This is a genomic window from Marinimicrobium hydrolyticum, assembly GCF_030848505.1.
Taxonomy (GTDB): Bacteria; Pseudomonadota; Gammaproteobacteria; order Pseudomonadales; family Cellvibrionaceae; genus JAVDDU01.
Genome location: NZ_JAVDDU010000004.1, coordinates 19218 through 46207 on the forward strand (window position 1 = coordinate 19218; position 26990 = coordinate 46207).

30 protein-coding genes are annotated in these 26990 nt (G+C 54.9%); 20 read left to right on the top strand and 10 right to left on the bottom strand.

What is annotated here, in order from left to right:
* Positions 1 to 16: 16 nt before the first annotated feature.
* The 3 genes from RBH33_RS08670 to RBH33_RS08680 form a co-directional block, all read right to left on the bottom strand.
* Positions 17 to 1300, bottom strand: coding sequence for a glycoside hydrolase family 5 protein (locus RBH33_RS08670; RefSeq protein ID WP_306731777.1), 1284 nt, complete (start codon positions 1298 to 1300; stop codon positions 17 to 19).
* A 13-nt stretch (positions 1301 to 1313) separates the two neighbouring features.
* Positions 1314 to 1760: a hypothetical protein gene (locus tag RBH33_RS08675; RefSeq protein WP_306731778.1), complete on the bottom strand. Its 447-nt coding sequence runs from the start codon at positions 1758 to 1760 to the stop codon at positions 1314 to 1316.
* 176 nt (positions 1761 to 1936) lie between these two features.
* Positions 1937 to 3109 carry a helix-turn-helix domain-containing protein gene (locus RBH33_RS08680; protein WP_306731779.1) on the bottom strand — a complete coding sequence of 391 codons (1173 nt, stop codon included), beginning with the start codon at positions 3107 to 3109 and terminating at the stop codon, positions 1937 to 1939.
* A 174-nt stretch (positions 3110 to 3283) separates the two neighbouring features.
* Between RBH33_RS08680 and RBH33_RS17790 the strand changes: the two genes are divergently transcribed.
* From RBH33_RS17790 to RBH33_RS08690, 3 genes are read left to right on the top strand one after another with little or no spacing between them, the layout of a single operon-like run.
* On the top strand, positions 3284 to 3433 hold the full coding sequence (locus RBH33_RS17790; protein ID WP_473752978.1) for a glycine zipper domain-containing protein: 150 nt from the start codon (positions 3284 to 3286) through the stop codon (positions 3431 to 3433).
* A 41-nt stretch (positions 3434 to 3474) separates the two neighbouring features.
* A complete protein-coding gene (locus RBH33_RS08685) occupies positions 3475 to 3966 on the top strand; it encodes a GNAT family N-acetyltransferase (protein ID WP_306731780.1) in 492 nt (163 codons plus the stop codon).
* A gap of 5 nt (positions 3967 to 3971) precedes the next feature.
* Positions 3972 to 4475, top strand: coding sequence for a GNAT family N-acetyltransferase (locus RBH33_RS08690; RefSeq protein WP_306731781.1), 504 nt, complete (start codon positions 3972 to 3974; stop codon positions 4473 to 4475).
* A gap of 15 nt (positions 4476 to 4490) precedes the next feature.
* On the opposite strand, the gene RBH33_RS08695 is transcribed toward RBH33_RS08690, so the two are convergent.
* Entirely contained in the window at positions 4491 to 5024 is a 534-nt protein-coding gene (locus RBH33_RS08695) for a hypothetical protein (RefSeq protein ID WP_306731782.1), read from the bottom strand.
* Between the two features lie 203 nt (positions 5025 to 5227).
* On the opposite strand from RBH33_RS08695, the gene RBH33_RS08700 reads away from it, so the two are divergent.
* Entirely contained in the window at positions 5228 to 5761 is a 534-nt protein-coding gene (locus RBH33_RS08700) for a CPBP family glutamic-type intramembrane protease (protein WP_306731783.1), read from the top strand.
* Positions 5762 to 5789: 28 nt separating this feature from the next.
* Here the strand turns inward: RBH33_RS08700 and RBH33_RS08705 are convergent, their stop codons facing one another.
* Complete coding sequence (locus tag RBH33_RS08705) at positions 5790 to 6065, bottom strand: hypothetical protein (protein ID WP_306731784.1); 276 nt, start codon at positions 6063 to 6065, stop codon at positions 5790 to 5792.
* A 206-nt stretch (positions 6066 to 6271) separates the two neighbouring features.
* Between RBH33_RS08705 and RBH33_RS08710 the strand changes: the two genes are divergently transcribed.
* The 14 genes from RBH33_RS08710 (at position 6272) to RBH33_RS08775 (ending at position 19759) form a co-directional block, all read left to right on the top strand.
* On the top strand, positions 6272 to 6658 hold the full coding sequence (locus tag RBH33_RS08710) for a helix-turn-helix domain-containing protein (protein WP_306731785.1): 387 nt from the start codon (positions 6272 to 6274) through the stop codon (positions 6656 to 6658).
* A 121-nt stretch (positions 6659 to 6779) separates the two neighbouring features.
* Entirely contained in the window at positions 6780 to 7148 is a 369-nt protein-coding gene (locus tag RBH33_RS08715; protein ID WP_306731786.1) for a SpoIIAA family protein, read from the top strand.
* Positions 7149 to 7285: 137 nt separating this feature from the next.
* On the top strand, positions 7286 to 7639 hold the full coding sequence (locus RBH33_RS08720; protein WP_306731787.1) for a DsrE family protein: 354 nt from the start codon (positions 7286 to 7288) through the stop codon (positions 7637 to 7639).
* A 265-nt stretch (positions 7640 to 7904) separates the two neighbouring features.
* Complete coding sequence (locus RBH33_RS08725; RefSeq protein ID WP_306731788.1) at positions 7905 to 8495, top strand: gluconate 2-dehydrogenase subunit 3 family protein; 591 nt, start codon at positions 7905 to 7907, stop codon at positions 8493 to 8495.
* A 2-nt stretch (positions 8496 to 8497) separates the two neighbouring features.
* On the top strand, positions 8498 to 10198 hold the full coding sequence (locus tag RBH33_RS08730; RefSeq protein WP_306731789.1) for a GMC oxidoreductase: 1701 nt from the start codon (positions 8498 to 8500) through the stop codon (positions 10196 to 10198).
* Between the two features lie 373 nt (positions 10199 to 10571).
* On the top strand, positions 10572 to 11711 hold the full coding sequence (locus RBH33_RS08735) for an ABC transporter permease (protein WP_306731790.1): 1140 nt from the start codon (positions 10572 to 10574) through the stop codon (positions 11709 to 11711).
* On the top strand, positions 11708 to 12502 hold the full coding sequence (locus tag RBH33_RS08740; RefSeq protein WP_306731791.1) for an ABC transporter ATP-binding protein: 795 nt from the start codon (positions 11708 to 11710) through the stop codon (positions 12500 to 12502). Before RBH33_RS08735 ends, RBH33_RS08740 begins: the two co-directional genes overlap by 4 nt.
* Positions 12503 to 13399: an MlaD family protein gene (locus RBH33_RS08745; protein ID WP_306731792.1), complete on the top strand. Its 897-nt coding sequence runs from the start codon at positions 12503 to 12505 to the stop codon at positions 13397 to 13399. It begins immediately after the preceding gene.
* Positions 13396 to 14001: an ABC-type transport auxiliary lipoprotein family protein gene (locus RBH33_RS08750; RefSeq protein ID WP_306731793.1), complete on the top strand. Its 606-nt coding sequence runs from the start codon at positions 13396 to 13398 to the stop codon at positions 13999 to 14001. The genes RBH33_RS08745 and RBH33_RS08750 overlap by 4 nt, the downstream gene beginning before the upstream one ends.
* Before the next feature lie 79 nt (positions 14002 to 14080).
* Positions 14081 to 14644: a TetR/AcrR family transcriptional regulator gene (locus tag RBH33_RS08755; RefSeq protein ID WP_306731794.1), complete on the top strand. Its 564-nt coding sequence runs from the start codon at positions 14081 to 14083 to the stop codon at positions 14642 to 14644.
* A gap of 29 nt (positions 14645 to 14673) precedes the next feature.
* A complete protein-coding gene (locus tag RBH33_RS08760) occupies positions 14674 to 15684 on the top strand; it encodes a metal-dependent hydrolase (RefSeq protein WP_306731795.1) in 1011 nt (336 codons plus the stop codon).
* Between the two features lie 171 nt (positions 15685 to 15855).
* Positions 15856 to 16626, top strand: a complete 771-nt coding sequence (locus tag RBH33_RS08765; RefSeq protein WP_306731796.1) for an MlaA family lipoprotein — start codon at positions 15856 to 15858, stop codon at positions 16624 to 16626.
* A 375-nt stretch (positions 16627 to 17001) separates the two neighbouring features.
* On the top strand, positions 17002 to 19386 hold the full coding sequence (locus RBH33_RS08770) for an efflux RND transporter permease subunit (protein ID WP_306731797.1): 2385 nt from the start codon (positions 17002 to 17004) through the stop codon (positions 19384 to 19386).
* Positions 19387 to 19552: 166 nt separating this feature from the next.
* Positions 19553 to 19759, top strand: coding sequence for a DUF3185 family protein (locus RBH33_RS08775; protein WP_306731798.1), 207 nt, complete (start codon positions 19553 to 19555; stop codon positions 19757 to 19759).
* Positions 19760 to 19820: 61 nt separating this feature from the next.
* Here RBH33_RS08775 and RBH33_RS08780 read toward each other — a convergent pair whose 3' ends face one another.
* The 3 genes from RBH33_RS08780 to RBH33_RS08790 all read right to left on the bottom strand — a co-directional run bounded on the left by RBH33_RS08780 (position 19821) and on the right by RBH33_RS08790 (position 22921).
* On the bottom strand, positions 19821 to 20408 hold the full coding sequence (locus tag RBH33_RS08780) for an NAD(P)H-dependent oxidoreductase (RefSeq protein WP_306731799.1): 588 nt from the start codon (positions 20406 to 20408) through the stop codon (positions 19821 to 19823).
* 93 nt (positions 20409 to 20501) lie between these two features.
* Entirely contained in the window at positions 20502 to 22133 is a 1632-nt protein-coding gene (locus RBH33_RS08785) for an ATP-binding protein (protein WP_306731800.1), read from the bottom strand.
* A complete protein-coding gene (locus RBH33_RS08790) occupies positions 22130 to 22921 on the bottom strand; it encodes a response regulator transcription factor (RefSeq protein ID WP_306731801.1) in 792 nt (263 codons plus the stop codon). The genes RBH33_RS08785 and RBH33_RS08790 overlap by 4 nt, the downstream gene beginning before the upstream one ends.
* A 675-nt stretch (positions 22922 to 23596) precedes the next feature.
* Here RBH33_RS08790 and RBH33_RS08795 point away from each other — a divergent pair.
* Positions 23597 to 25138 carry a hypothetical protein gene (locus tag RBH33_RS08795; RefSeq protein ID WP_306731802.1) on the top strand — a complete coding sequence of 514 codons (1542 nt, stop codon included), beginning with the start codon at positions 23597 to 23599 and terminating at the stop codon, positions 25136 to 25138.
* Between the two features lie 3 nt (positions 25139 to 25141).
* The gene (locus tag RBH33_RS08800; RefSeq protein WP_306731803.1) at positions 25142 to 25822 is read left to right on the top strand and encodes a vWA domain-containing protein; all 681 of its coding nucleotides are present in this window, start codon (positions 25142 to 25144) and stop codon (positions 25820 to 25822) included.
* 53 nt (positions 25823 to 25875) lie between these two features.
* Here RBH33_RS08800 and RBH33_RS08805 read toward each other — a convergent pair whose 3' ends face one another.
* A complete protein-coding gene (locus RBH33_RS08805) occupies positions 25876 to 26385 on the bottom strand; it encodes a chalcone isomerase family protein (RefSeq protein WP_306731804.1) in 510 nt (169 codons plus the stop codon).
* Complete coding sequence (locus tag RBH33_RS08810) at positions 26382 to 26900, bottom strand: DUF2878 domain-containing protein (RefSeq protein ID WP_306731805.1); 519 nt, start codon at positions 26898 to 26900, stop codon at positions 26382 to 26384. The genes RBH33_RS08805 and RBH33_RS08810 overlap by 4 nt, the downstream gene beginning before the upstream one ends.
* Between the last annotated feature and the right edge of the window lie 90 nt (positions 26901 to 26990).

Genomic DNA, 26990 nt, shown 5'->3' on the forward strand with positions numbered 1-26990 from the left:
TGCTTTTTCTCAATGGCTATTCCGCATCCTGCCAGTAGGGAGGATGGACGTTGGCCCCGTCTATAAGTCCATCTAACGCCAGCTGATCCAGCACCGTGTATTCGCTCCGGTCCAGTAGGCTACCGGTGTCCCAATAGAAAGGCACCATGCCGGTGGCGATAGCTTGTTGGGTTACATAGTAAAAGTAATAGGCGCGGCTTTCCAAATGCAATTGCAGGTCATCGCCCGTGAGATGGTCGCGAACCATCGCACCGTATTCACCGAGAATAATCGGGATACCCTGATCGGCGAATTGGACTTTCATCAGGTCAAACATGTCGTCCACGTATTCCTCTTCGCCCCAGGTAGGGTTGTGGGCCGTATCCGTGTCGGAGTGGTTGCCGTTACCCCAATAGAAGAACCGATTCCCCCAGGACTCATCCTGCTCCATAAGCGTGAAATTCCACGGGCTGTAGAAGTGCAATTCCACCATCATGCGCTCACTCACGCTGTCGGTTGGCAGGGTTGTCATTAGCTCATGGGTCTGCTCGATATCGGTATACGGGCCTTGTACGATCAGCGACCGGTAAGCGTTTTTACCGCCGGTCGAACGGACCGCGTCGATAAACGTCTGGTGGGAGGACATGAGAACGTCCATTTCTTCCGCGTCGGCAACATTGGGTTCATTGGTGCCGGCAAACAACAAGCGCTCATCAAAGTCGCGCAGTAGGGTAGCGATTTGCTCCCAGTAGGCTTTTTGCTTCGCGTTGTTTTCTTCTTGCTTGGCGGGTGTAACGTTGTTCTCCAGCCAGCCGCCGTCCCAGTGAATGTTTACTATCACGTACAGATCTTCGTCGATGCAGTACTGCACCACTTCTTTCACCCGGTCGAGCCAGGCCTGTTCAATTTCCGCCGTTTCTTGATCGGCGTATTGATCCCAGGATACCGGCAGGCGTATCGCATTAAATCCCGACTCTTTGGCAAAGGCGACGAATTCGCGGGTGATCTCCGGGTTGCCCCAGTAGGTTTCGGTCTTTCCGCCCATGGCTTCCAGGGTGTTGCCGATATTGAGGCCGATGGTCATACGCCCGGCGAGCTCCGCCGCTGTGCTCTCCATCCCGGTAATGTCCGGCGCTTGGGGGCTGGTGTTGTAACTGGGTAGCTCCACGGAAGAGGGCGGTGTCTCAGGCGGTGGTTCGCTGGGAGGTGGCGTCTCGACCGGGGGCGTCTCGACCGGAGGCGTAGTACTCTTGCTCCCGCCGCCACACGCGGTTAGCGAAAGGATGAACAGTAGAAGTATCAGGTGTTTACACAACGTCATTGGGCAGACTTCTCTATTGGGAGGTGAGTTGAGTTTGCTTGAGCAAAGTGCCCTGGGAATCCGCAATCAGCGAGGGCTTATGCTCGCCCAGTGCGTAGACGGCGCTTTGATAGAGGGCGTAGCGGGACGAGGACGAGTCGATCTGAGCGGTTACGTAGAAGCTTGTGGCCGTACACGGCGCCCGAAAGTGCAGCTCTTGCTCGAGCAGTGAACAGATCCCGATAGCCGGCCTGGCGGCAAGACGAGCTGCGCAATCTATTACGCACCCCAAAGCGGCTCGTAGGTCACCGCTGTCCGCGAAAGCGGAATCGCGCGCCTGAAACTCGATGGTCACGGCATTGACAGTACAGCGGGTGATGGTCAAATCGAATAGCTGGCTCGCCGGGTGGCTACTGAGTAGCGTTTCCGGCGGTGGAATGTGCGGAATCGAGGAGTCTGTTGGCGCGCTTATTATAGTCATGGGTACCTCTGCAGTTTGAACGGGTGCCAATCACGTCGAAGGCTAGCCTATTCAAAGTCGCTGAGGATCCAGTAGCGATTTTCTCAAAAAACGTATCAGCCGGTAAAAAGTTGAAGTTATTTTTACGCAAATTGAAGTTTTGGTGGTGGAGAGCGGGCCGACTTGCCGCCCAATGATTAGCTTTCGCTATCTTTGGGCGCTTTCTCATAGAGCGACTTGAACGTCCGGGGTGTGCAGCTGTACTCGTCTTTAAAGAGCTTGTTGAAGTACGACACGTTTTTGTAGCCCACTGAGTAGGCAATTTCAGAGACGCTGGCCTCTGGCGCCTCCGCCAAAAGCCGGGCCGCCTCAGTCAGGCGAAGCTTGTTGAGGTAGCCGGTAAAGGTAAAACCCAACTCGGCCTTGAGAATATCGTTAATCTTGGTGCGGCTCACCCCAATAGCGGCACCCATGCCTTCCAGATTCAGATCCGGGTTGGAATACTCTGTGGCCATAAAGCGCAAAATGGCGTCTTTGTCCTTGTCCCGTTTCGGCTCAACAGACAACTGCTGGTAAGCGACCAGGGGCCGGTCCTTGTGCAGTTTGCTTCTGAGGTCACTGACCAGTGCTTTGGTGTGCTGGCGAAATAGCCAAACACCAAACACAGCCCACGCTACAAGCAGCAGCATGGCCAAGAGATACATGTAGCGCCAATCTCGGCCGTGCAACGTTAACTCGTTCACTTGAACCCGGGAATCGGTTTCCATGGGGCTTTGAAAGGTGGAGCCAAACATGACCTTGGCCACTTTGGCTAAGTCATACCCCTTCATGGAGAGGTCAATTTCAAAGGCGTCTAGCCACCACTGAGGCATTTCCAGGCGGGTTAAATCCACTTCCACCTCGCGCCACTGGTCGCTGCAGGAAAAGTAAGCTGAAGGTGCGCGATACGTGAAGTAATCGCCAGGTTCGGTAAGCTGACGGTCAAAGGTGAATACGGTAAACCCCAGTACATTAGACGGTGCGCATTTGACGTTGAAGGTCAGCCGGTCGAACGAAGCCAAGTCCTTTAGGGTAGGCTCGCCGCTTTGGTCCTTGAAGACCAGTGACAAAGAAGCCTGGGCGTAATCCACGGCGGGCGATAGGAACAATTCAAAATCCAGGCTGTAGCTGGCGTCGTGGATCTCGACGGTGGAAAGGCCGCCGCGGTTACGATCGGATTCCGTTTCGGCTTCCCAGGGGATAGCGCTGGTGTCGGCCGGCAATAAGGGCCACTGCAGGAATGCGCGCTGCACGCACAGGTAGGCCGCAAAGGCGCTGACAATGAGCAACCCCAGGAGGACCAAAAGCGCTTTTTTATAGAATTCCAGCATGCGCGGAGGTTACTCTCTAATCAGCATTGCGCCAACTCTGGCAGGTTGGGCGAAGCGGAAAATTATTGCACAGATTTCGGTTATAGTAACCAGAACAGCTACAGCAGCTGGACAACCAATAGCTTACAAGGAGTTATTATGAACCGCCTATGTAAAACATGTTTTTCCTCTAGAATGGGGGCTGGGATCGCGATCGGCGTTGCCGTGGGGGCTGGCTTTGGTGTGGCAACCGGAAATATGGCCCAGGCGGTGGCTTTTGGTACGGCATTCGGTGTGGCACTGGGAGGCCTTTGGTCCCGGCGGGCTCGCCGGCCTGAGCAGTAACTGAAGTACAGTCCTCATTGGTAACTTGAGAAAACACAACAATGGACATACGCGTTGATGACCTTCAAGGCGCTGCGGTTCGGGCGTTACTGGCCGAGCACTTGCGACACATGCATGAAATCTCCCCACCGGAAAGCGTTCACGCGCTAGACCTGGACGGGCTCCGCCAACCGGGTGTTACTTTTTGGAGTGCGTGGGAACGGGATACACTGTTGGGCTGCGGCGCATTGAAGGAACTGAGCCCAGACCACGGTGAAATAAAATCCATGCGCACCACGGCCGCTGCGCTGCGCAAAGGTGTCGCGTCGGCGCTGCTTAGCTATTTTATTCAAGAAGCTAAACGTAGGGGTTACCAACGGTTGAGCCTGGAAACTGGCCCCTTGGCCACGTTTGCGCCCGCACACCATTTGTATCAAAAATTTGGCTTCGAGCTGTGCGGCCCTTTCGCCAGTTACTGTGAAGATCCCCACAGCGTGTTTATGACGCTGCCCTTAGCGGAGCAACGGCTGGATGACATTGAGGAGTGCTGTTAATTCACATGATAAATATTGAGACAGTTGAAGTTGTCCCTGAAGAGGACTTAACCCGGTTGATGCACTGGCGGGAACAAGTATTCCCTGTGGAAGGCCGGGGTATGGAATGGGCGCAGTCCACTTGGCACAGTGTCGCCTACGACGCTGGCGGGCAAGCGATTGGGCATATTGGTTTTGGAGCGTTTACTCTCTTTGAGGACTCGGTGGAACGCGCGGTTATTGGGGTTGGCGGGGTTGTAGTTCGGCCCGAGCACCAGAGCGAAGGCATTCCTGCGCAATTGTTTGCGGAGGTTCATCAGCAGGCGGAGCAGCGGTTAGGCTCGGACATTTTTACGCTCTTCTGCCCCCTCAGGCTCGTGCCGTACTACACAAGACACGGCTACGGTCACCACAGCGGGCCGGTACAGTTTATACAGAAAGGCGAACTGGTTACTTCAAACTTTGAGTTTATGCACCGGGATGGTTTAAGCCTGGACAGTGCAATAGAGCTCAAGGGCAACCCCTGGTAACTAAAAAGCCGGGATTTACGGCCGCGAAATAGTCCCCACAATATTTTCCGCAACTGCTGTTGCCGCTTCAAAATAATCCCCATGTTGAGCAACAATGATTAGGCGGATCAGGTTCCCTTCAAATTCAAAGGCGTACTCCCGCCGGGATCGTTGTTCGTTCGGATAGTCGGCAATTACTACTTCGCGACCGTGAACGGTAGCCGAACGTGAGCTGAAATTTTCCTCATCACCAACCAACTGATCAAGCAGGCCACGGATGCTTTGCGCATTCAACGTCGCAGGCACTCTGGGGCCATTTTGCGTGATCATTTCACCGGACTCGAAGCGAGTTACGCCAACCAAGGCGTTGGTTAAATAGTTGGGCGTTAAAATAAATGGGTCTGAAGTATCGCTGTGATTCCATCCACTGGTGGCAAAACGCACGGCGGGATCGTCCCGCAAAGTGACGTAGCCTTCAGCATCAACTCTTGGCGCCACCGAGGCTGGCTGACTGGCGCAACCCACCAAAAAAACGAAGAGTAACAATGCCGTGCTGGCGCAATACTTCATAGCGTCTCCTGTCAGTACGCTTACCCAAACCCTGAAATTCGTACAGCCATTGGCTCGAAAATCATCACCAGTGCGTCAAATTAGGCCGATGCTGTAAACCTGTCAAGACAAAAGGCCCTGAGGCGAGGCACGGCCAGAGCGGAGAAAACTGAGCGGCACCCGGTCCAGGATCTAGGTAGGTAATAAGCGGAGGAGCAAGGGACATGTTCGCGAAGCTGAAGCGATACGTTGTCGAGAATCTTTTTAAAGGCCTCCTGGTGCCGCCGTGGCGAGCACCCCGCGAGGCCTGGCTGCCAGTACCCGTGTTTGTTGTGGTAGCTCTGGCGCTGGCTATTGGGACGGGATTGTTTCAGCTCGATGTAATCAGCAGCCCTTTGGCGCCGTTGCTGTTCGTGGGGCTACTGTTTACACCTTCTCTGGTGGAAGAGGCGCTGTTTCGCGGTTTACTGATTCCACGCCATATCCGCGACCGGGGCCCTCTTTGGGTGGCGTTGGCCATTGGCGGGAGTACCATCCTCTACGTGCTCTGGCACCCCCTAAGCGCTCTCACCAACCGCCCGGAAGCCCAAGCGCTGTTTCTCGATCCGGTGTTCCTGACGATTGTCGCTCTGCTGGGCATCACCTGCGGTTACAGCTACGTATACTCGAGCTCCCTCTGGGTGCCGACCCTCATCCACTGGGCAACGGTCGTAGCCTGGGTATTTTTACTGGGAGGACACCACTTGGTGTTGGACTAACGAGCCGCTAAACGTACAAACCCAGCCCTTAATGATGCGTGGCGAGTTCCACTAACAGAGTCGCCCGAAGACGCCCCGAATGAGCTCGGAGCTCTTCCAGCTGTCGTTTCATTTGCTCGGAGGTGGCCTTTGCGCCACCCCAGGTGGCGGGGTCAACGCCAGCGTCCACTTGCAGCATGGCTATCACTGCATCGCAGAAAAATGATAGGTTGTCCCTGAATTCATCGAGATCGTCGTCGAAGTCGGTTAGATGACGACAGACATCCCGCCCAACGACGGGGGCTTTTGTTGATTGATCCGACATTAAATTCCCTCAAATACGTATAGCTCTTCTTCGGCTACTTCAAAAGTCTCGACAAATGCTTCAATAATGCGAACAAATTCATTCTTAAGCGTATTTGCCGAGTAATTACATCGTTTATGTTGATGATTCGATGTTATCGGCTGATTAACATACCTGTCAACCGTGTGAATTCTGTAAATTCACCCGTTTTTTGGATGATGTCGTAAATGCCGAAACCTTTAGTGACTGATATTGATCGACACATAGGCGCCCGCCTTCAAAAGCTGCGCCAACAGAACGGCATCAGCGCCTCAGCCTTGGCCGAAGCCATTGGCTCCACCCAACAGCAAGTCTCCCGATATGAAAACGGGGAGAATAAAGTGGGTGCCGCACAGCTGTACCGCATGGCCCAATCCTTGAATACCCCCGTCTCCTGGTTCTTTCAGGGCGTCGGCTCGGATCGCGCGCCCCTGGCCGTCCGCGAAAGCAATGCCTATTACGAGAAAACCCACGTCGCCGATGAGTTGGCGATTTTGGAGTCCATGTGGCCCCGGCTTACGGAGCCTCAACGAGCCTCCATCTTGCGCTTGCTGGATACCTTTCTGAACCAATAGCCCTGACTCAGCGCCTGCTTGACGGGGCGGGGGCTGAAGGATAGGTTGGTAAAGTCACACTTGCTATTGGCGTCTGAGCTTGTATGGACTCCAGCGTCACTCACCGCAAAGGAGGAGCCGCATGTTTCAAGTAACGCGCAAAACCGACGACCGCCTGAATGTTGAGTTTTCCGGAAAGCTCGAGACAGAGGAAATGAAACGGTTACTGGACGAACTCATGGAGAAGTCCGAAGGCGTCACCCACGGCACTATGCTCTTCAGAATCAACGAGTTTGATTTTCCATCCCTTGGGGCAATTGGCGTCGAATTGTCCCGCATGCCAAGTATGTTCAAATTTATCCGCCGGTTCGATCGTGTTGCCGTAGTCGTTGGAAAGACCTGGTTACGTAAAGCCAGTGAAATAGAGGGCGCGTTGATTCCTGGCGTTGAAATTAAAGCGTTCGACCTAACGCAAGGGTCCGATGCGGAAGCCTGGTTGCAGACAACCTAAAAAATGCCAAAGGCGAGAATAGCGCCATCGCGGCTGGTAACGGAAAGTGCAATGGGCTTTCGCAAATAGGGCGTACAAGTTGATTCTGTACCCCGACTTTCGCAAAAAGACAAAACAGAGATAACAGGAGGCGATACATGCACTATGCAATTTCCACTACCTGGGGCCCCAGTGACACCACCCGGGCGGCAATCCCCTTTATATTCGCTGCGACCGCTCTGGAGGCCGGGGATACGGTCACCATGATTTTGTTTCACGATGCGGTCAGCATTGCGGTTCCCGGTGCTCACGAACGAATAGTCCCTTGCGGTCCGCCAGCGAAATTTAAAGAGGTATTTGAAAGCAACAATGTTGATGTAATCGTTTGCAAACCCTGCGCGGATGTTCGGGGGATTACCGAGGCCGATCTACCCAGCAACTGCCGCATGGGTGGAATGGGTGATTTTTACAAACAGGTGAGCCGGGAGGATTGTAAGCCCATCGCCTTTTAAGGCCTGTCACCGCACGGGAGGCCCGGCCTCCCCCTCCTGCACTTAACTCTCCTTTACAATTCATTTCGTTGACCCGTTCACAAGTTTCGGGGTAACTTCCTTGAACCAAAACAACAAGTTGCGGCCTATATTCCCCCGGTTAATTGCAGTATGGGCAACCTTGGCCTATAAATAGGGCTTTAGTAAAAAACCGCACCCGAAATCAATAGAACACCCCCATCAACCCCTGTACCGGCTGTTTTCAACGGTATCGCAAAGGCTTCCCATGAACAGACGACAAATACTTCAATACACCGCTTGGATCACCGGCTCAGCCGTGTCCGCGCCCCTAGCCGGCGCCATCTTATCCGGTTGTTCCAGATCCGATAATGACAAAGTGGCGACGCGCACCAGCAGCGATAGCGAGCTTCCTATCCTGCATTTTTTCAGCCCTGATCAGTTTAAACGGGTCAAGTATTTGGCAGACACCATTCTGCCCAAAACGGACAGTCCGTCCGCGAGTGATGTGGATGTGCATATCACCATGGACTCTATGCTCGGCCAGGTTTTTGCCGAGCCGCATCAACGGACTTTTAAGCATAACTGGTTGGCGCTTGAGCGCCATTTGGAACAGCAAAACTTTATGCAGCAGGATACCAGCCAGCAAACCGATATGCTGAGCGCGTTGGAACTAAGCACCGACAGTGCCACGGCGGAAGCACGCCAGGGCTTGCTCGATTTCAAGCAACAGGTGATTGCTTATTACCTCTCCACGGAAGAAATTGGTCGCAACTATCTGAACTACCTCCCGATTCCCGGCACTTATGAACCGTGCATTTCCGTGGATGATGTAAACAACCGAGCTTGGGCCATATAACGATGATTGAAACTAAACAAACCGACTACGATGCCATTGTTATTGGTTCCGGCATCAGCGGTGGCTACGCCGCTATGGAACTGTGTCAAAAAGGCTATAAGACTTTGGTGCTTGAACGCGGGCGCTCCGTTGAGCACGGAGATTACCCCACGGCCCACAAAGACGTTTGGGATCTGCCGCACGAAGACATGGTGACCCAGGAAGAAATTGCCAAACACTACGAGAAGCAAAATCGCTTGCCCTGGTGGGTGCGCCAAAGAGTCAAACACTTTATCAACAAGGATGACGAGTATCCCTACGATGAAGACGAACGATTTGACTGGATCCGGGGCCATCACACCGGCGGCCGGTCCATTATGTGGGGCCGCCATTGTTACCGCTTTAGCGACATCGATTTTGAAGCCAACAAAAAAGAAGGCATCGCTATCGACTGGCCCATTCGTTATGCGGACATCGAATCCTGGTACGACCGAGTGGAAACGTTTGTCGGCGTGGCCGGACAAAGCGAAGGATTAAAGCAGGTTCCGGACGGAAAGTTTTTGAAGCCCTTTCCCCTGAACTGCGCTGAACAATATTTCCGCGAAGCGGTTGCCAAAAAATACCCTGAGCGCGTGGTGACACCCGGACGCGTGGCCAACCTGTCCGAGTACAACCCGGACGTGCACAAAGGCCATCGCGGTCAGTGTTTGTCGCGCAACCGCTGCGACCGCGGCTGCCCGTACGGTGCTTACTTCAGTAGCGTATCCGCCACATTGCCGGTGGCTCAGGAAACCGGCAACCTGACCATTCGCCCCAACAGCATTGTGCACGAAATTGTTTATGACCCGGCCAGCGGCAAAGCCACGGGCGTGCGTCTGAAAGATGCGGTTAGCGGCGAGGATCTGGAAATTTCCGCGCGGCTGATTTTCTGTAATGCCAGCACCGTGGGCACCACCGCGATCCTGCTCAACAGCCGTTCTGAAGCTTTCCCCAACGGCCTGGGCAATGGCAGTGGTGAATTGGGCCACAACATCATGGACCATCACTACGGCATGGGCGCGTCAGGCATTCTGCCCGGTTTGGAGGACACCTATTACTCCGGCCGCAAACCCGGCGGTTTTTACATTCCACGCTTCACCAACCTTGACGAAGAAACAAAACGCCCGGATTATCTGCGCGGTTTCGGTTACCAGGGTAGCGCCCGGCGTATTACCAACGCCCCCGCCGGCGTGCTCGGGAAGGATCTGAAAGACGTAATCTTCCGGCCCGGCGCTTATCAGATTGGCATGACCTGTTTTGGCGAACTGCTGCCGTACCATGAAAACCGTATGTACCTGAATTTCAACAAACGCGACAAGTGGGGCATGCCCATCATCACCTTTGATGCCAAGCTGCGCGAAAACGAAGCCAAGTTGCGTGAACACGGTGTTCAAAGTGCAGTAGAAATGTTGGAAGCGGCGGGATGCACCAACATCACTTCGTACAACTCCGCTACTGCGCCGGGGGCCTGCATCCACGAAATGGGCACCGCGCGCATGGGTCACGACCCAGCTACCAGTGTGCTTAATAAATGGAATCAGATGCATGAAGTGCCGAACGTCTTCATCACCGATGGCGCGTGCATGACAAGCTCTGGCACCCAAAATCCGAGCATCACTTACATGGCGCTCACCGCACGCGCAGTGGACTATGCGCATCGGCAAGTGGAGGCGGGCGAGCTGTAACGCACTCGCTCATTGAGAGAACCACAACGTAGCCACCTGAATCGCATGACCTGTTTGGTCGACGCTATTGAGGTGGTTGCGTGGTGGGAATCACGCAATCGGATCTCCGCTTTCCTCGCCTCGCCTAAGACGCTTCTTCGAGCGGACTACAAATTCACGTCCGTGAAAACCATAGCAAATTGAGTTACAACTGCTTGCGGTATATACCGTAGAGTCTTGAGCTCTCTGAAAAAGTCCCCTAATGTAGGGGCCGCGTGCATTGCTTTTAGCGGTCCAGGAAGAGAAGCTCGATGGTTACATTGCCCACAATATCTGCAACACCTCTAGCCAAGTTCAGTATGGCTTCGTATGGGCACCTCCTAGGCGGTTATCCATGTCTTTAGGGTCTACCACAGAGTCACAACCCGGGCGCATTGAACAACAAGCCAGTGACGTGTGCATCAGCGGGGATTGGACCCTTCTGCATTACGCGAAGCTGAAGCAAGTCGTTGCCCATGCAGGCGAGGTGCCGGCAAACACTTCCATTAATCTGCAGGCCTTAGGTGTACTCGACACAGCGGGCGCCGCCTTGCTGGTTGAATTACTGGGCACCGAGCGCTTACTGCGAATCTCGGACTGGGCGCCGGATTTGCCAGAGGCTCGTAAAGCGCTGTTGGAAACAGTCGCCGAGGCACTCTCGGAACCTCTAAATCCACCCACACCACCGAAAGCGCCTGTCACCGATTTCCTTGCCCGAGTGGGTGCGGGTACGGAAGATTTCTGGCAGCAATTCACAGCCTTGCTCGGGTTTATAGGCCTCACGCTGGAGGCCTTTGCGGCCACTGTTTTCCGCCCAAGCCGGTGGCGCCTCGCCGCGTTAGCCATGCACATCAAACAGACGGGTGTGGACACCATCCCGATCATTGCGTTGTTGACGTTTTTGGTGGGCGCCGTGGTGGCATTTTTGGGTGCGACCGTGCTGGGAGAGTTTGGAGCCGGCATTTATACCGTAAATCTTGTGGGCTTTTCTTTCCTGCGGGAGTTCGGCGTGGTGCTGGCCGCCATCATGCTTGCTGGCCGTACCGCCAGTGCGTTTGCCGCCCATATCGGCTCCATGAAAGCGAACGATGAACTCGACGCAATTCGCGTTCTCGGTCTGAATCCGATTGAGCTTCTGGTGTTGCCCCGAGTGCTCGCAATGGTGATTACTCTGCCGATTTTGGCATTCGTGGGTATGATCGGGGGACTCCTCGGCGGGCTGATGGTCTGTCTGTTGGTTTTGGATATTTCGATCGCGCAGTACTTTGCCATACTGCACCGGGACATTCCCGTACACCACTTGTGGGTGGGGTTGAGCAAAGCCCCCGTGTTCGCCTTTGTCATTGCGGTCATAGGTTGCCTGGAAGGTTTCAAGGTCACTGGCAGCGCCCGCTCGGTGGGCGAACACACCACCTCGAGCGTGGTACAGTCCATTTTTGTCGTTATCCTTTTGGATGCTGTGGCGGCATTGTTTTTTATGGAGATGGGTTGGTGACTCGGGAAGCAAAGACACTGATTCAGATTCGCGGGCTCGCCAACCGCTTTGGCAAGCTGGTGGTGCACGAAAATCTGGACTTGGATATTCACCAGGGCGAAATCCTTGGGGTTGTGGGCGGTTCTGGCACCGGCAAATCGGTACTCTTAAACTGTATTGTTGGCTTACAAAAACCCTCGGCCGGGCAGGTGCAGGTGCTCACTGAGCATTTGCAGCACCCACACACCATCCCCCAGACCCTGGACCTGGCGTGCCCCTTCGGCGTACTGTTTCAACATGGCGCTTTGTTTTCATCGCTCACCGTCCAGCAAAACGTCGCGCTGCCCTTGATCGAACAAGCCAGCCTGGAGCGTGATGACGCGGAGCACCTGGCACGGCTTAAACTTGCCATGACCGGACTGCCGCCGGAGGCGGCGCTGAAGTACCCAGCGGAACTGTCCGGCGGCATGATCAAACGCACCGCTTTGGCCCGAGCTCTGGCTTTGGATCCGGAAGTGTTATTTTTGGACGAGCCCACAGCGGGGTTGGACCCCGTGGGTGCCGCCGCTTTCGACGAACTGATTTTGACGCTCAAGAACGCGCTAGGGTTAACGGTGTTTTTGGTGACACACGACCTGGACACCTTGTATACCGCCTGTGATCGGGTCGCAGTACTGGAGAACAAACGCGTACTGGTGGCGGACCGCTTGCCCGTTGTGGCCGCGCACGATAACGCCTGGATTCAATCATATTTTCACGGCCCACGCGGCCGCGCGGCCCGCCGGGCTGCAGATTCACTGGAGAACTCCTGAATGGAAACCCGATTTCGCCACATTATGATCGGCTTGTTCACCGTGTTGGCGTTTTTTGCCATCCTGATGTTCGCCCTGTGGCTCGGGAAGACAGCCTCCGACCGTGATTACACCTACTACGAAATCGGTTTTGAACGAGCTGTGAGCGGTCTGTCCGAGGGCAGCTCAGTGCTCTACAGCGGCATTAAAGTCGGTGACGTGCTCAGCCTACAGCTCGATCAGGACGATCCTCGCCACGTACGAGCACGCATTCGAGTATTCAAAACAACCCCCATTAAAGAAGACACCCGCGCCAAGCTGGAGCTGGCCAATATCACCGGCGGCATGGTGGTTCAGCTTCACGGGGGCACACCGGAAAGCCCGCGGTTACCCGGTGACTACGACGATCCCCCGGTCATTCCCGGTGATCCGTCTCCACTGAGTGCCCTGCTCACGGACGGTGAGGAGATTATCGGTAACCTGAACCAGCTCCTGGAGAACGCCGCGCGCCTACTCTCCGAGGATAATGCCACCAAGGTGAGCCAAATACTGGACGATGTTGGGCAAACCACGCGTACCTTTGCCGAACACCGGGGCGAACTGGGAGAAAGCCTGCAGGCGCTGAATCAATTGCTCACCGACGCTGGCACTTTGGTGGACACCGTAAACCAGTTGGTGGATGCGGACGGACGCCAGGCCTTGGCAAGTGCCCGACAGGCTATGCATACCTTGGAAGTCTTGCTGGATGAAAACCAGAGCAGCCTGGACCGCGGGCTGAAAAGTGTCGGGGATTTGGGTCCGGCGATCCGAGATTTCCGCAGCGCCCTGCGCGCGGTACAGCAAGTGGCGGAGCGGCTCGACGACAACGCCACGGAATTTCTCTTTGGCAGTGATCAGATTCAGGAGTACAGCCCATGAGTGTTAGACCTTGGCTGCTGGCTGTGGCCTTTCTTGGCGGCTTGTCGGCCTGTACGGTTTTTCCCCAGCCGGAGCCCTATCAAGTGTATGTGCTTCCGTCAGCGCCGCCAGAGGCCTCTGACGCCGCCGCCATCAATCAGTCCCTGCGTCTGGAAACACCCCGTGCCAGCCGCACCTTGGCCAGTACGCGTCTCTTGGTGATGCCCTCCGAGCAGCAGCTCAGTGCCTATGAAAACGCCCGCTGGGCGGATTTGGCGCCGGTGCTGGTGCGGGACCATTTGATTGAGGCGTTCCGCGAGCATGGCCGCCTGAGAGCCGTGGTGGATGAGGAGAGCCGAGTCAATGCGCGTATTGAATTGGTGAGTGATTTGCGCGCCTTTCACATTGAGTATGTCAATGGCACTCCAGAGGCGCGTATACGCCTGGACGCTCAACTGATCCACGCCGGCCGTTTTGAAGCCCTCGCCACGCGCCGTTTTGAGGTGCGCGAGGTCAGTTCCGGCACCAGTCTCGATGCCGTGGTCAGCGCTTTGGGGAGAGCGGCCGATGAGCTGGCCATGCAACTGATGGAATGGAGCTATCAATACATTCCCGAATCCTAATGTCTGTGCTCTGCGGTGTGTAGTACCCCGATAAGCAAGGCATTGTTTAGAGATGGAATTTCTTAACCTGGGACCGCCTATGACAACGCAACAGGAAATTTTGGATCAAGCGCTGAGTCTGGCCGCCGAGTGCGGCTGGGAAAAGCTCACTTTGAACCACATCGCCCTCGCCCTGCGCATTCCCCTAAGCGACATTTACCGCCACTTTCCCCAAAAGGACGATTTGGTGGAGGCTTGGTTTGACCGCGCCGACCACGCCCTCCTCAGTCGCACGCCCACCCCCGATTGGGCGCCTTTGACCAACCAGGCGCGCTTGGAGCAGGTGATTCTGTGTTGGTTGGATGCCATGGCGGAACACCGACAGCTCACCGGGCAGATGCTGCTGTACAAGCTCGAACCTGGCCATATTCACCTGCAGGCCGCGGGCGTATTGCGTATCAGCCGGACCGTACAGTGGTTTCGCGAAGCCGCTGGCCTTACTGCCAGCCACGGCCGGCGCATTGCCCAGGAGTTAGCGCTTACCAGCTTGTATCTGGCGACTTTCTCGTACTGGTTGCGGGACAGCTCTGAAGACCAACGCAAAACCCGCGAGTTTTTGCACAAGCGTTTAACCAATGGGGACCGCTTGGGCTTATGGATGTAAGCGGAACCAGTTAATTGGATCGGGGCTAAATGGATCTATTCACCCACGCCGGGCTGGGCGCACTCTGCGCGCTGTCCACCCCCCGCCGGCACAAAAAAATATCGCCTTGGGCCCTCGTTGCCGCAGTGGGCGGAGCGCTCTTTCCAGACGTTGATTTCGCTCTATTTTTTATTGACCCGCTCGCCTTTCACGCCTATTGGCACCGAAGCTTTACCCACTCTCTGATTATGCTTCCCCTATGGGGCGCGCTGGTCAGCAGCGCTGTGTATGTGGTGAGTGGGCGCCAACAATCCTGGCGGTTTTTATACGCCTATGCCTGCCTCGGTGTGCTTTCCCACATCCTCGCCGACTTAATTACCGCCTGGGATCTACAGTTACTGTGGCCCATTAGCGACTGGCGCCTATCGCTGGGCTGGGTGTTTGTCATTGACCCCTGGTTTTCTTCTCTACTGCTGCTCGGCTTGCTGCTAGCTTGGCGCTGGCCCAAGGCGGTGGGCGTGAGCTGGCTACTACTGGCACTGTGGTTGGGGTGGTTAATCGTCAACAAACAGGAAGCGAGACACATTGGCCATGAGTTCGCCGCCAAGGTGGACGAACCGATTGAAGTCGAGGCCTGGCCGCAACCCTTCTCGCCTCTTAACTGGAAGCTAATCGTTAGTACTGAACATGGCCACTGGCAGGCACATGCGCATCTGCGTTCTGACGCCTCACCTCTGGCGCGCTGGTGGCCGCACCCCTGGCTGCGTGATGCGGCTCAAGCCTATGAACCTTTGCCCGATCTCTCCTGGCACTATCATCCGCGCTTTTCTGCGCTAGGCAGTACCGACGCCGCCGAAGCAGTACGCGCCTGGAACAGCGACGCACTCAAAGACTTTCGATTTTTTGCCCATTACCCAGCTCGGGTGACGGCAAGCAACAACAATTGTTATTGGTTTACCGACTTGTTGTATGTCATTCCAACACAACACCCACCCTTCGTTTACGGCGCTTGTCGAACTCCCGACGGCCAATGGGAAAGTAGGCGCCAATCTATTTGGTAGCGTCGCATTCCACTACCGACTCGATTTACTCCTTTGTGAGATTGTGGCAATGTCAAAGCCATGCGCATGCCAATGCTTGATCAGTGGGCCAAATCAACTCGCGTTTACGCGCGAGGGTCGGTCGCGTTTTGTCGATCTATTCTTGCGCCAGGAAGAGTCCAACCCTTGGTCATGCTTGTATTCGTCGCGGTCCTTGCTGGCGGATGCGCATCGTTAGAAGATGATTTTGCAGCAACCGCCGACGAAAGCAGCGACCATCCTGACGACATTGAACCCACGGTAGTAGCCTACCGCGAATTTCGCGATCCCCTTGAGCCTGTTAATCGGGCCGTGTTTGCTTTTAACGATGTCAGCTATCGTTATGTGTTCGTCCCCTTAGCCCGAGGTTACAACCGCCGCGTGCCCGCGCCGGTTCGGCAGGGCTTCAGTAATTTTTTCGATAACCTCCAGGCACCGGTTCACCTGATCAACAATCTCTTGCAGTTGGAGCCCAGGGCGGCCGGCGCCAACGTGGCTCGCTTTGGCATTAATACTACCGTTGGCATTCTGGGATTTTTTGACCCCGCCGACAATTGGTTTGGCATTGAGCCCGCGGACGCCAGTCTTGATGACACACTAGCCAAGTACGGCGCCGGTTATGGTTTCTATGTGGTGGTGCCATTTTTGGGACCATCCAGTTTGCGCGCTGGCACCTCGGCGCTGGTCGAAGGTTATTTCCACCCCATTTCATACATCGTTACCGACGACGGCGAGCGTATCGTTATACAAGGCTTTGATTACTTCCAGGATTTTGCGCCCGAGGCAGACGGCTATGTAAAAATGGTGGAGGAGAGCGACGACCCCTACCTATTCATCCGCAACTTTTACCTGCAAACCATTATGCGGGATGCGGAGTTTAAGTTTGATGATGATAACGAGGACGAGGACGAACAAGAGGAATAGTGCCTTAGCGCAAATTACGGCGACGATGGCGGGAATGACACGCTATGTGATGACCTCTCTGGATCCCCGCTTGCGCGGGAATGACGAAGATTGAACCCGAGTCGTTGAACGCCGTCATCCTCGCGCAGGCGGGAATCCAAAAACTTTCTGGCAATGAGGAATAACTTTAACTTTCCGACGAGTGAACGCAGCACCCAAGCCGAAGGAAAGGGTGCCCGGCGTTCTGAGACCCTCGGAGGCAGGAAGCCGACGCGGAGCGTACAAGGAAATATACACAGCGTGTCTCAGAACGCCGGGCACCCTTTCCTGCTAATTGCTAATTCGCTAATTAATGGTAAGAAAGCAAAGGATTAACTCACTTCAAAGGCAGAATTTGTGAAGCGACTCGCACAGGCATTGACCACACATCCACTCATCGTCCTGGGTGTTTTTATTCTGGCCGCTCTGGCGCTGGGTTGGCAGGCGCAACACTTTCGTATTGACGCTTCGGCCGACACCCTGCTCACACGAGATAACATTCATTACATTCGCACCGAAGTAATGAACCAGCGCTTCTCTCCCCAGGAATTTGTGCTGGTCGCGTATCAACCGCGAGAGCTGGATCTTTTCTCCCAACAGACATACACCAACCTCGGCTCACTGACCGAAAAGCTGCGCGGACTTGAACGGGTAGAATCCGTACGTTCTCTATTGAACGTGCCGCTTATTTCACTGATGGAAGGTGATTGGACCGAGGGCGAACCGCAAGAATGGACACACGAACAAAAAAACTTCAGCCACGAGCAACTGCGCGACGCACTGTCGGGCAACCCCATCTACGAAGACTTGCTGGTAAATCAGGCACAAACGGCCACCGCCATCCAGGTGTTATTTCGACCCCATGAAGAACTCGAAGAAATACGCAGCCAGATTACGGCCATTCAAGCGAACGCCCTGGAGCGTGACCTAAGCAGCGAAGAACAGGGTGAAATTGAGCAGCTTCAGGAACGGGCGCAGCCGCTACAAGATGAACTGGATGAAATCCGCGTTCAAGAAATAGATACCATCCGAGACATCATTGCCCAGTATGAAGCTGACGCGGAGCTTTATCTGGGTGGCGCCCATGTTCTGGGTTACCAACTGATCGAGATCATACAAAACGACTTGTTCCTGTTCGGAAGTCTCATCGCCGCGATGATCTGCGTGTTGCTGTTTGTGCTCTTTGGCGGTTTTCGTTGGGTGCTGATTCCCGTAATCTGCTGCACATTCAGCGTGCTGTTTACGGTGGGGCTGTTCGGCATGCTCGGACTGAGAACCACCGTGATTTCCTCCAACTTTATCGCCTTGCAACTGATTCTTACCCTGGCGATCGTGGTGCACTTAATCGTGCAGTATCGAGAGTTCAGCGTCGCGCAGCCCAAGTGGAGCCAACAGGAGCTGATTCAAGCCGCCTTCGCCAAGAAAGCGGCACCGTGTTTTTATGCCGGTTTAACTACCTCGGTCGGCTTTGCCTCTCTGCTGTTTACGGGCATACAGCCTGTGATCTCCTTCGGCTGGATGATGATCATCGCCATGTCATTTTCGCTGTTGGTTAGCTTGTTGTTATTTCCCGCCCTGCTTGCGCTCTTTCCCCGTGAAGGTGCCAAAGGTCATCGGAAGCTCGCGCACCGAGTGTTGGCGGGAACCGATGCCCTGAATCAGCGCTGGAAGGGCACCGTTATCACTATCAGTCTTGTGGCACTCGTTGTCGGCGGTGCTGGCTTGTTTCGCCTAAACGTGGAAAACAGTTTTATCGATTACTTCAGTGAAGGCACGGATGCACACCGGGAGCTGTCGTTTATTGATCAGGAGCTGGGTGGATCTACGCCCCTGGATGTGGTTCTTGAGTTGCCGGAGACCGATCAGGACGAGCTCATTATTACTGCTGAAGCCGTGCAGATGGCACAGCGGGTGCAGGAGATGCTGCAGGATCTTGAAGGCATGGGAAAGCTTCTCTCTGTGGTTAACTTTACTCAACTGGCGCAAGACATCCTCGGCGTGCCTCTCACGGAATACGAACTGACTGCCGCCTATCGCATTATTGATGAAGAGCTGCGAGAAGAATTGGTGGGTTCCTATTTTTCCGAAGAGCACTCCCAGCTGCGTATCAGTGCGCGGATTCAAGATGCCACTGAAGGACTCAACCGGGCTGATCTCATGGCGGACATTCATGCCGGCATGGAAGAGCTTGGCATCGGTTCAGATGACTATCAGCTGACCAATCTGTTTGTGCTTTACCAAGACATACTGCAACGCCTGTTTCGCTCTCAGGTACTCTCACTGGGCTTGGTGTATATCGCATTAACACTGACGTTTTTGGTGATATTTCGATCTCTCCGGACTGCTTTTATTGGCATTGCGCCGAACTTGCTGTCGACGGTGGGAGTCTTGGGCACCATGGGCTGGTTGAATATTCCCCTTGACCTGATGACCATTACCATCGCGTCCATTGCCATGGGCATCGCGGTGGATAACACCATTCACTATGTGCATCGCTACCGCCAGGAGCTGGCCGATGGTTCCAGCGCTGACGCGTTGCATAACACGACGTTCAGTGTGGGTTTCGCCATTTTGTTTACCTCTTTGATTATAATTTTGGGGTTTTCGCAATTAGGCTTTTCGGATTTTGTGCCCAGTGCCCAATTCGGTCTGCTGTCGAGCTTGGCCATGTTTATGGCGGTACTGTGGAATTTGACGCTGCTGCCGGTATTGCTGGGCAAATTTGTTACCGAATCCAAGTAGCAAAAGGCTTGTTTGATCTGGGTGCGGTTGACAGCCTTGCGGGGAGCCAGTAGCGTCGATAGCGGAGCCCGACGAAAAGGGTGGCGCTGTGTTCGATGCCACGCATCAACGCCGTATTCAAATTACGGCACGGGAACCTACAATCAACCTTAAAAAGGAGTGACTTATGGGTGCACCAAAACTTGTCGGCATAGTGTTACTGGTGGTGGGTGTTTTACTGCTTTTCTTCGGTTGGCAATCATCCCAGGCAATTGGAGATCAGGTAACAGAAGCTGTTACCGGGCGCTTCACAGACGCCACCATGTGGTACTTCATACTCGGGGCAGCGGCAGTGGCTGCAGGCGCGTTCCTAACCTTTTTCAAAAAGCCTTAGTCAGCAGATTGTTTAATCGTTGAAGGCGACCCAGCGATGCAAGGTCGCTTTCAACCGCTTGCTAGGCGCCTTTCTCGCCCAGTTTACGCATTTTACTCAACCACTTTTTGGCCGTGTCGGGCTTCATGAGCCCGGCCGAGCCAATCAATGTTTCATCCACAGGCGCAAAGCCCACAAAGCCCAAAATATTTCGCTCCAAGGCTTTGATGCTATGGGCGCGAAAGTACCACCGGTACACCAGCGCGGGCATGCCCATGGTGACTACCACCCGGGCAGAACGACCAATCAGCCGCTTGCGGGCAAACGGATTCGACTTCTCTTGATTAAACGCAAAGCTCGGCCGCGCCACCTGCTCCAGAAAGCCCTTTACCATCGCGGGCATATCACCCAGCCACAGTGGGAACACCAACACCAGGTGCTCGGCCCACTCGATGGCCTCTTGAGCCTCTTCCAGCGCCGGGGGCACGCTGCCGTGCTCCCACTCTTGCTTGCTGCGCAAAAGCGGAAAATCCAGGGCCGCGATATCCAGATGCTTGACTGTGCGCCCGGCTCTTTGTGCGCCCTCGGCATAAGCGTCGGCCAAGGCGTGGCACAGGTGACCTTCGCTGTTATCGGGGTGGCCTTGAATAATCAGGATGCGTTCGGGCATGGTGTGGACTCTCTTCAGGGGCGTTGAGTCCAGAAAAAGTAGCACGGTGCTCGAACGGACACTTTGATTTACCGCAAACAAAGGTTCGAACGGTCAGGTCGACCCCCCCTGGACCACTCGCGCCCGAAAGCGCTCATCCAGGCGTTCAACTTCCGCATCGATGTCTTCGGCGAGATCGAGCTCAGTGTTATCCAGACGTTGCGCCGCCGTGGGCAACAGTACATCGAACTGAACCCCGCTAATGTCCATGGGCTCAAAGCAGAGGCGTCGAGCACTGCGTTGGGGTTGGTAGCTCAGACGCCAAAAGGGGCGCTCTGGATGGGCGGGATCGAACCGCTCTTGTTTACCCTTGGTGGCAAACGCCTCGAGCCGCTGGGTGGCTTCGTGGAGCTGCTCACTGACGGCCGTGACTTCCACGCTGCGTAGCGCGGCATCCAGGGGCCACTCTCTGGCTTCTTCGTAGCCGCCCTCCGGCGCTCGGCATTGAGGTTGGCCATCGACCAAAACCACTTCCACTCGGTCAGTCAGAATATCTCCATTGTCCAGCTCCAAACGCACGGTGTAACTGGCTTCTGGCGTATAGATGTTGTGCACCTGTATCTGGCCCTCATAGCCTTTGACGATTTCATTGACAAAATACAGGCCCAGGCCGCGGCCATGATGCTCGCGGGCGCGCCGGGTGGAAAAACCCAGTTGGAACAGGTTGGGCCGGTCTTCTTCACGAATATGCGGCCCGCGGTTGTAGACACACACATGGGCGTAGCCTTGATTTTCCGCCAAGGTCAGCGCAACGGGGGCGAAAGGCACTTTGTAACCGCGCTTGCCGGAAAAAAACTGAGCATTTTTGAGTAGGTTTTCCAGCAGCAGTACCAAATGGTTTTCATTGCCCAGCAAGCTGCCCACCGTGGACAAGTTTACAAACCATTGAGAATCGACCAGCCGATAGTCCTGCTGATCCAAAAGCGGTGACAGTGGTTCGGAGCGCACCAAGCCCAAGGCTCTCCAGGCCGCAGCTTGAGGTGAGTAGACGGGTTCGTAGGGCAGAAGCGGGGCATCCGCTACGTCCAACATCTGCTGGCAGTAGTGTTCCTCGCATTCGCACAACAAATTGCCAATATGTAGAGCCAGGTTGTCCGCCGTGGAAAGGTCGAGCAGATCCCATAGATAGCGCATAGCTTCGAGGGCGGCCTGAACGTCTTGATGGTCGGGGGCCCTGTCGGCCTCGGCGTTGGCCAGATCTTTCAGTACAGTCTGTACTTTATCGAAGCTGATTACGCCGTTGTGCCTAACTTCTGCTGCAATACTTTTGAAATGTAAGAATTTTTCATCGTACTCAATGTAATCCAGCAGCTTGTCGCTGATAAATAATTTGAGCTTATCCGCGTGACCAGAGTAGGTGTGGGCTTTTAACTGCAGTTGCTTTTTGCTCTGCCACAATTCAGTGACCTGATTGCGCAGCCTCTTAATATCTTTCCCCTGGTTTCGGTACTGACGGTGGTAACGGATCAAATCCCGAAATAGCAAACACACGAACACCGCTAAAAATAGGTATTTGATCTCGTCCCTAAGCCAGATGGCGGGAATGTCGTAGAAGTTCAGCAGTCCAGGGTCACTCAATGCCAGAAGGTACAAAATCAGCGCGAGGCCAGCGAGCGTGCTCAGCCAAGGAAAAGTTACTTTGTGCACCCGGCTATCGGGCGGTTTCATGTTGTTATCTTTGCTCATCGGTTAGGCTTCCAGAAGTAGGCGCCTTCATCGCCAAAAGTGACAATACCGGTGCCGTTTCGACACAGCTCCAAAAACTCGCCACTCCCTCCCATCGCCTGGTCAAAGGAGAGGCGAAGGGTACGAATGTGTTGCCGATAATTGGCATAGGAAAATCGCTCCGGGTCGGCATCCAGATGACCGGCAATTTGTGTCGTATTCAGCGGCTGTGGTGCGGCCTCCACCAGATAGCGCAGGATTTTTCTCGGCGTGGGCGCCAGTGGCCGTTTGTGGTTGGCGGGGTTCATGAGTTTCTGTCCCTTCCAGTAAACTTCCCAGCTTACGGTATCCAGTGTGAGGTCGCCCGAGTGCAGCACATCGCCCACGGCCTGAGACCCTGGCCGACTGAGCGCGCTCTGTCGCAAGGCCGCGCGTATGCGCCAACAGAGTACCGATTCGATATTGCGTTGATGTTTGGCGATAAAGTCCACGGCGCCAGTCGTTTCAAAAGCCTGCTGTTCTATACCTGTTCCGCTGTGTTCTGAAAGGTAGAGTATGGGTACGTCGGGCCATTTTTTTTGCAGTGCGCGGGAAACGGAAAAGCCCGCTTCATCATTACCGTTCATGTGCGCGTCGAGCAGCGCGAGATCGGGTGCTTGCTTGGCCAAACGAATGTGCTGGCAAGCGGCCTCGGCAAAGCGGAACAGGTGTACGTCGGTAGGCTTTTGGTCGAACACCGTCTCTTCCAGGATCGGCTTGAAGCGATCCACCCAGTGAGACTGATCTTCTACCCAGAGAATGCTGGCCATGTGCCTTGCCTTTAGCGTTTTTGTTTGAGTGTAGCACTTTACTATCGATACGGAATGAAGGGATTGCGCTTTGGTCTAGTGCTGCGAGTGGGGTAGATACCTCCCGGACACGCCGAACTAATCGTCAGGAAAGACGATTAGCACAGCCGTAGGCTGCCCGTAGGGCTGGGCACATGGACGTGCCCAGTGAAACCCTTCCCTGGGGGCATGACGCAGACTTCCTGTCTGCGACAGTCCGGGAGGTATCTACCCCACTCTCCGCCGTGCCACGCTGATACATCCGGGAGATAAGCGGATTGGCAATCTAAGCAGAGTGCGGAGCAAGCATTTACCAAAGCGGACAAGAGCTTAGTGGCACCAGTCGGTCCGCAGGGTTTGGGGAGTTACCTCCGGGACCGTCACCGACATGGATGTCGGTGCCGAGCCTACATGGACGTATCTACGGCGTGTCCCGGAGGTAAATCGCCAAACCCTACCCCAACGGTTATTAAGAAAATCATTGCTGCAGCTCAAGACGTTTTTAGGGCTTTGATAGGAAATGCCAACCAAGGAGACTCACTCACCACCCGTCCCCAAAAACAGTAACTCACAGATTTTTCACCAGCGTGTTGGATACTCACTCTGTATCAGGCATGCCGCCTGCCAAAACTTTATATAACACACAGGGTGAACATCATGTTGACGAATATTTTTTATGTTTGGTCAGACTCGCCAGCGCTATCGCTGGCCATCTGGCTTGTGATCTGCATCACATTACTTTATGCCGGCCGGCCGCACGGCCATCAACTTTTGCGCAGTACAGGCCGGGCCATATACACCAGCCTGCGCCTCGCATCGGCGAGCATTCGCCAATTGGAAGAGCGAGTCAAGGAACGCAATCGCGATGTACTGCTGGCCATGGGGCGCGAAGCGTCCGAAAAGGCCGTTGAACGAGAGTTCCACCGCATCAATGCTATTGTCGAGCGGGATTTGAGCCAGTATCCGAGTTTGCACCGCAAGCTGGCCGATACATTGCAAAAAATTCAGGACGACTACCACGAAGCCAGTGGGGAAGTCCTGCTGCCACCGGCTTGGTCGGAAGTGATGGACACCATTGCCTCGTTGCCCACCTCGGGCGACCCGGCGGTGGTAAAGATTCTGGAAAACATCCAGGACGCTGTGGAGAATTCCCACCAGCAGAGCTTCAAGGCGTACCAAAAAAATGCCAACGAGCGGCATAAAATCCTCAATAGCATGCAACCGGAGTGGCGCACACTAAACAGCACCATGAGCAAAGTTCAGAACATGCTCACCGGGCTGGAGGAGCGCAGTAAAATTATCGATCGTCACATGGCTGATTATGAGAGCTTACGCAAAGCGGAAGACAAAGCTGTGAACTCGCTCACAGCCTCGTCCCTGACGCAGTTTTTTATCGCCAGCTTGGTACTGGTTATCGCCGCGTTCGGGGGCATTATCAACTTCCACTTGATCGCTCTGCCCATGTCCGAAATGGTCGGCGGCGCCAGTTATATCGGCTCCGTACGCACGTCGGATGTGGCGGCGCTGGTGATTATCATGATGGAGATCACCATGGGGCTGTTTCTGCTGGAAGCCTTGCAGATTACGCGTTTGTTTCCTGTGATCGGCAGTCTGGACGACAAGATGCGCAAACGCATCGCCATTGCCGCTTTTACCATACTGGTGATCTTTGCGAGCATTGAAGCCTCCTTGGCGTACATGCGCGATCTGCTGGCGCTGGACCGTGAGGCATTGGCGCAATCCCTGGCAGGCGCCACAGTGGCAGAAGCGCAGTTCCGCTGGATTCCTTCCATCGGTCAATTGGTGCTTGGTTTTATTCTGCCTTTTGCATTGGCCTTTGTGGGCATCCCTCTGGAATCGTTTGTACACTCTCTGCGCACGGTCCTCGGCCTGTTGCTGTTGGGATTTCTGCGCACATTGCGCGTCCTAATTCGCACCACCGGTGGTATGGCGAATCATCTGAGTAAGATGCTGGTGAGCTTCTACGATCTGCTGATTATGATTCCGCTCAGTATCGAACGGGCGGTGAAGTGGCACAGAGAGAATTCTACCCAGAACGCCCGCCTCGAAGCATCAGAACTGGACGCCGAGGACGAAAGCGCGCCTGTGGGGCCCAAGAAACGCAAAGCCACCAGTCGTCGCTCGCGCACGGTGGACGATGTCGCAGACGACTTGCCGTTCAACGTTCAGGAGGCCTAAGCAATGAAAACGCATAGCCTCTTTTTTCTGAAATCGTACAACATCGTTATGGTGTTGGCTGCGCTCGCCGTGCTGCTTCTGCACGGCTGTGGCGCACCGCCGGACAACCGCCGGGCCGCGTTTATACTGATCGACATTTCAGGAGACTACGCCAGCGAGTTGCAACAGGCGCGCACCCTGAGCAACTATTTGCTGGCCAACCTGAACAGCGGCGATTCCCTGGCGATTGCGTTCATTGACAACAGCAGCTTTACCGAACGCAATGTGATTGCCCAGGCGACCTTCGATCACCGGCCCAGTGTCGCTAGCCAACAAAAACGGCTGTTTCAGTCCCAGGTGGACGGCTTTTTGGATAAGTTTCGGGTACCCAGCCATCACAGCGATATTACCGGCGGCATACTGTTGGCCAGTGACTATTTGCATGAGATGGAAGCGGGACAAAAACACCTGTTCATTTTGTCGGATCTGCACGAGGACCTACCACCCTGGCTGGACCGGGAGGTGAAGGCAAACCTGGATTCGGTTCACGTGGTTGCGGTAAATGTAAAACGCCAGCGGGGGGACAACAATAACCCCAGGGAGTACCAGGAGCGATTGGCAGGTTGGCAACAGAGGGTCGAGGAGGGCGGCGGGCATTGGATGCTGGTTAACGATATGGCTCGCCTGGAGCGGGCTTGGCAATAAGCGTTTCCCCGACGCCGTAACGGCAACGCTGTGTTGCCGCGCCAGCAGACTTGTCAGGGAGTGATAAGCTGCGCTCGGTGCTCGGGGCGGCTGGTGTTGGGGGACAGCCAGATATGCAGAAAGGTTGTTGTCATTTCAGAGTCAGAGATCACCCCAAGTGGGGTACCGTTGTAGGTAAAACGGCCCTTGCCATGTTCATCAATGTCAAAGGATAGTAGGTCGCCCTTCCCAACATCCGGCCACAAGGCTTTTAGTTTGTCGGACCAGGTTTCTACTTTCGCTTGCTCGACGCCCAAATGGCGCCATTCCTTACGGGTTTGCTCGAGAAGTTTGCTCGCGGTGATATCCCGCTGATAGTGAATGTCCAACCGAATAGGCCTTTGGCCTTCCTGGTAGCGGCCGTCTTCAGTGTAGAGTCGGCTCTCATAGACATCAAAGAACAGCACTCGCAACTGGGCCTTTCCCACCAACTGCCATTGGCCTTGCTGTTCAGATTCACTCGCCAGGGCGACGCCCTGGAGTAGCAACAAACAGGAACACAGTAGAACGTTCACCCGGTTCACGGCATTCTCCTCGGTGCAGATGCATGAAAAATGCGGTTGAGAGCAATTAACAGAGGAAACAGCAGGGCCCACATTGAAGCGATGAGTACGACGCTCAGCCACTCAGGCAAACCGAACGCCACAGCCCCCAGCTTCATGCCGCTCCAGTAGCTTAAGGCGCCGCCCATACCGCCGAAACCCACACTCAACACCCAGTGCCGAGCGAAAAATCGCATACTGCGGTGAAGACAAAGAGCGAAGCCTAGCCAAAGCGCCGCGAGCCAGGGAGGCGCCCACAGATAACCTTCAAAATAGAAAAATCCGACGTAGCTGAGGACGCTATCAAGCAGCACGCCTATCGCTGCCAAGGGCAAGGCTGACGCCAGCTCCCGACGAGGGTATTCAACCACTAGGATGTGAATTAGCAGCAAGGCCAGCGTAACCGGCAACCAGGTTTCGCGACCAACGATGGCACAAGCCCAAAGCAGGTAAAACCAAATACCGTTTCCTGCGGGATGCTCGAGCCAACAACCCAAAACCCGTCGCCAGTTTACGCAGCGGCTTATCGCACCAGACTCCATGGGTAACCTCGACTCAACATTCAGCACCTAACGGTATGCCTTCTG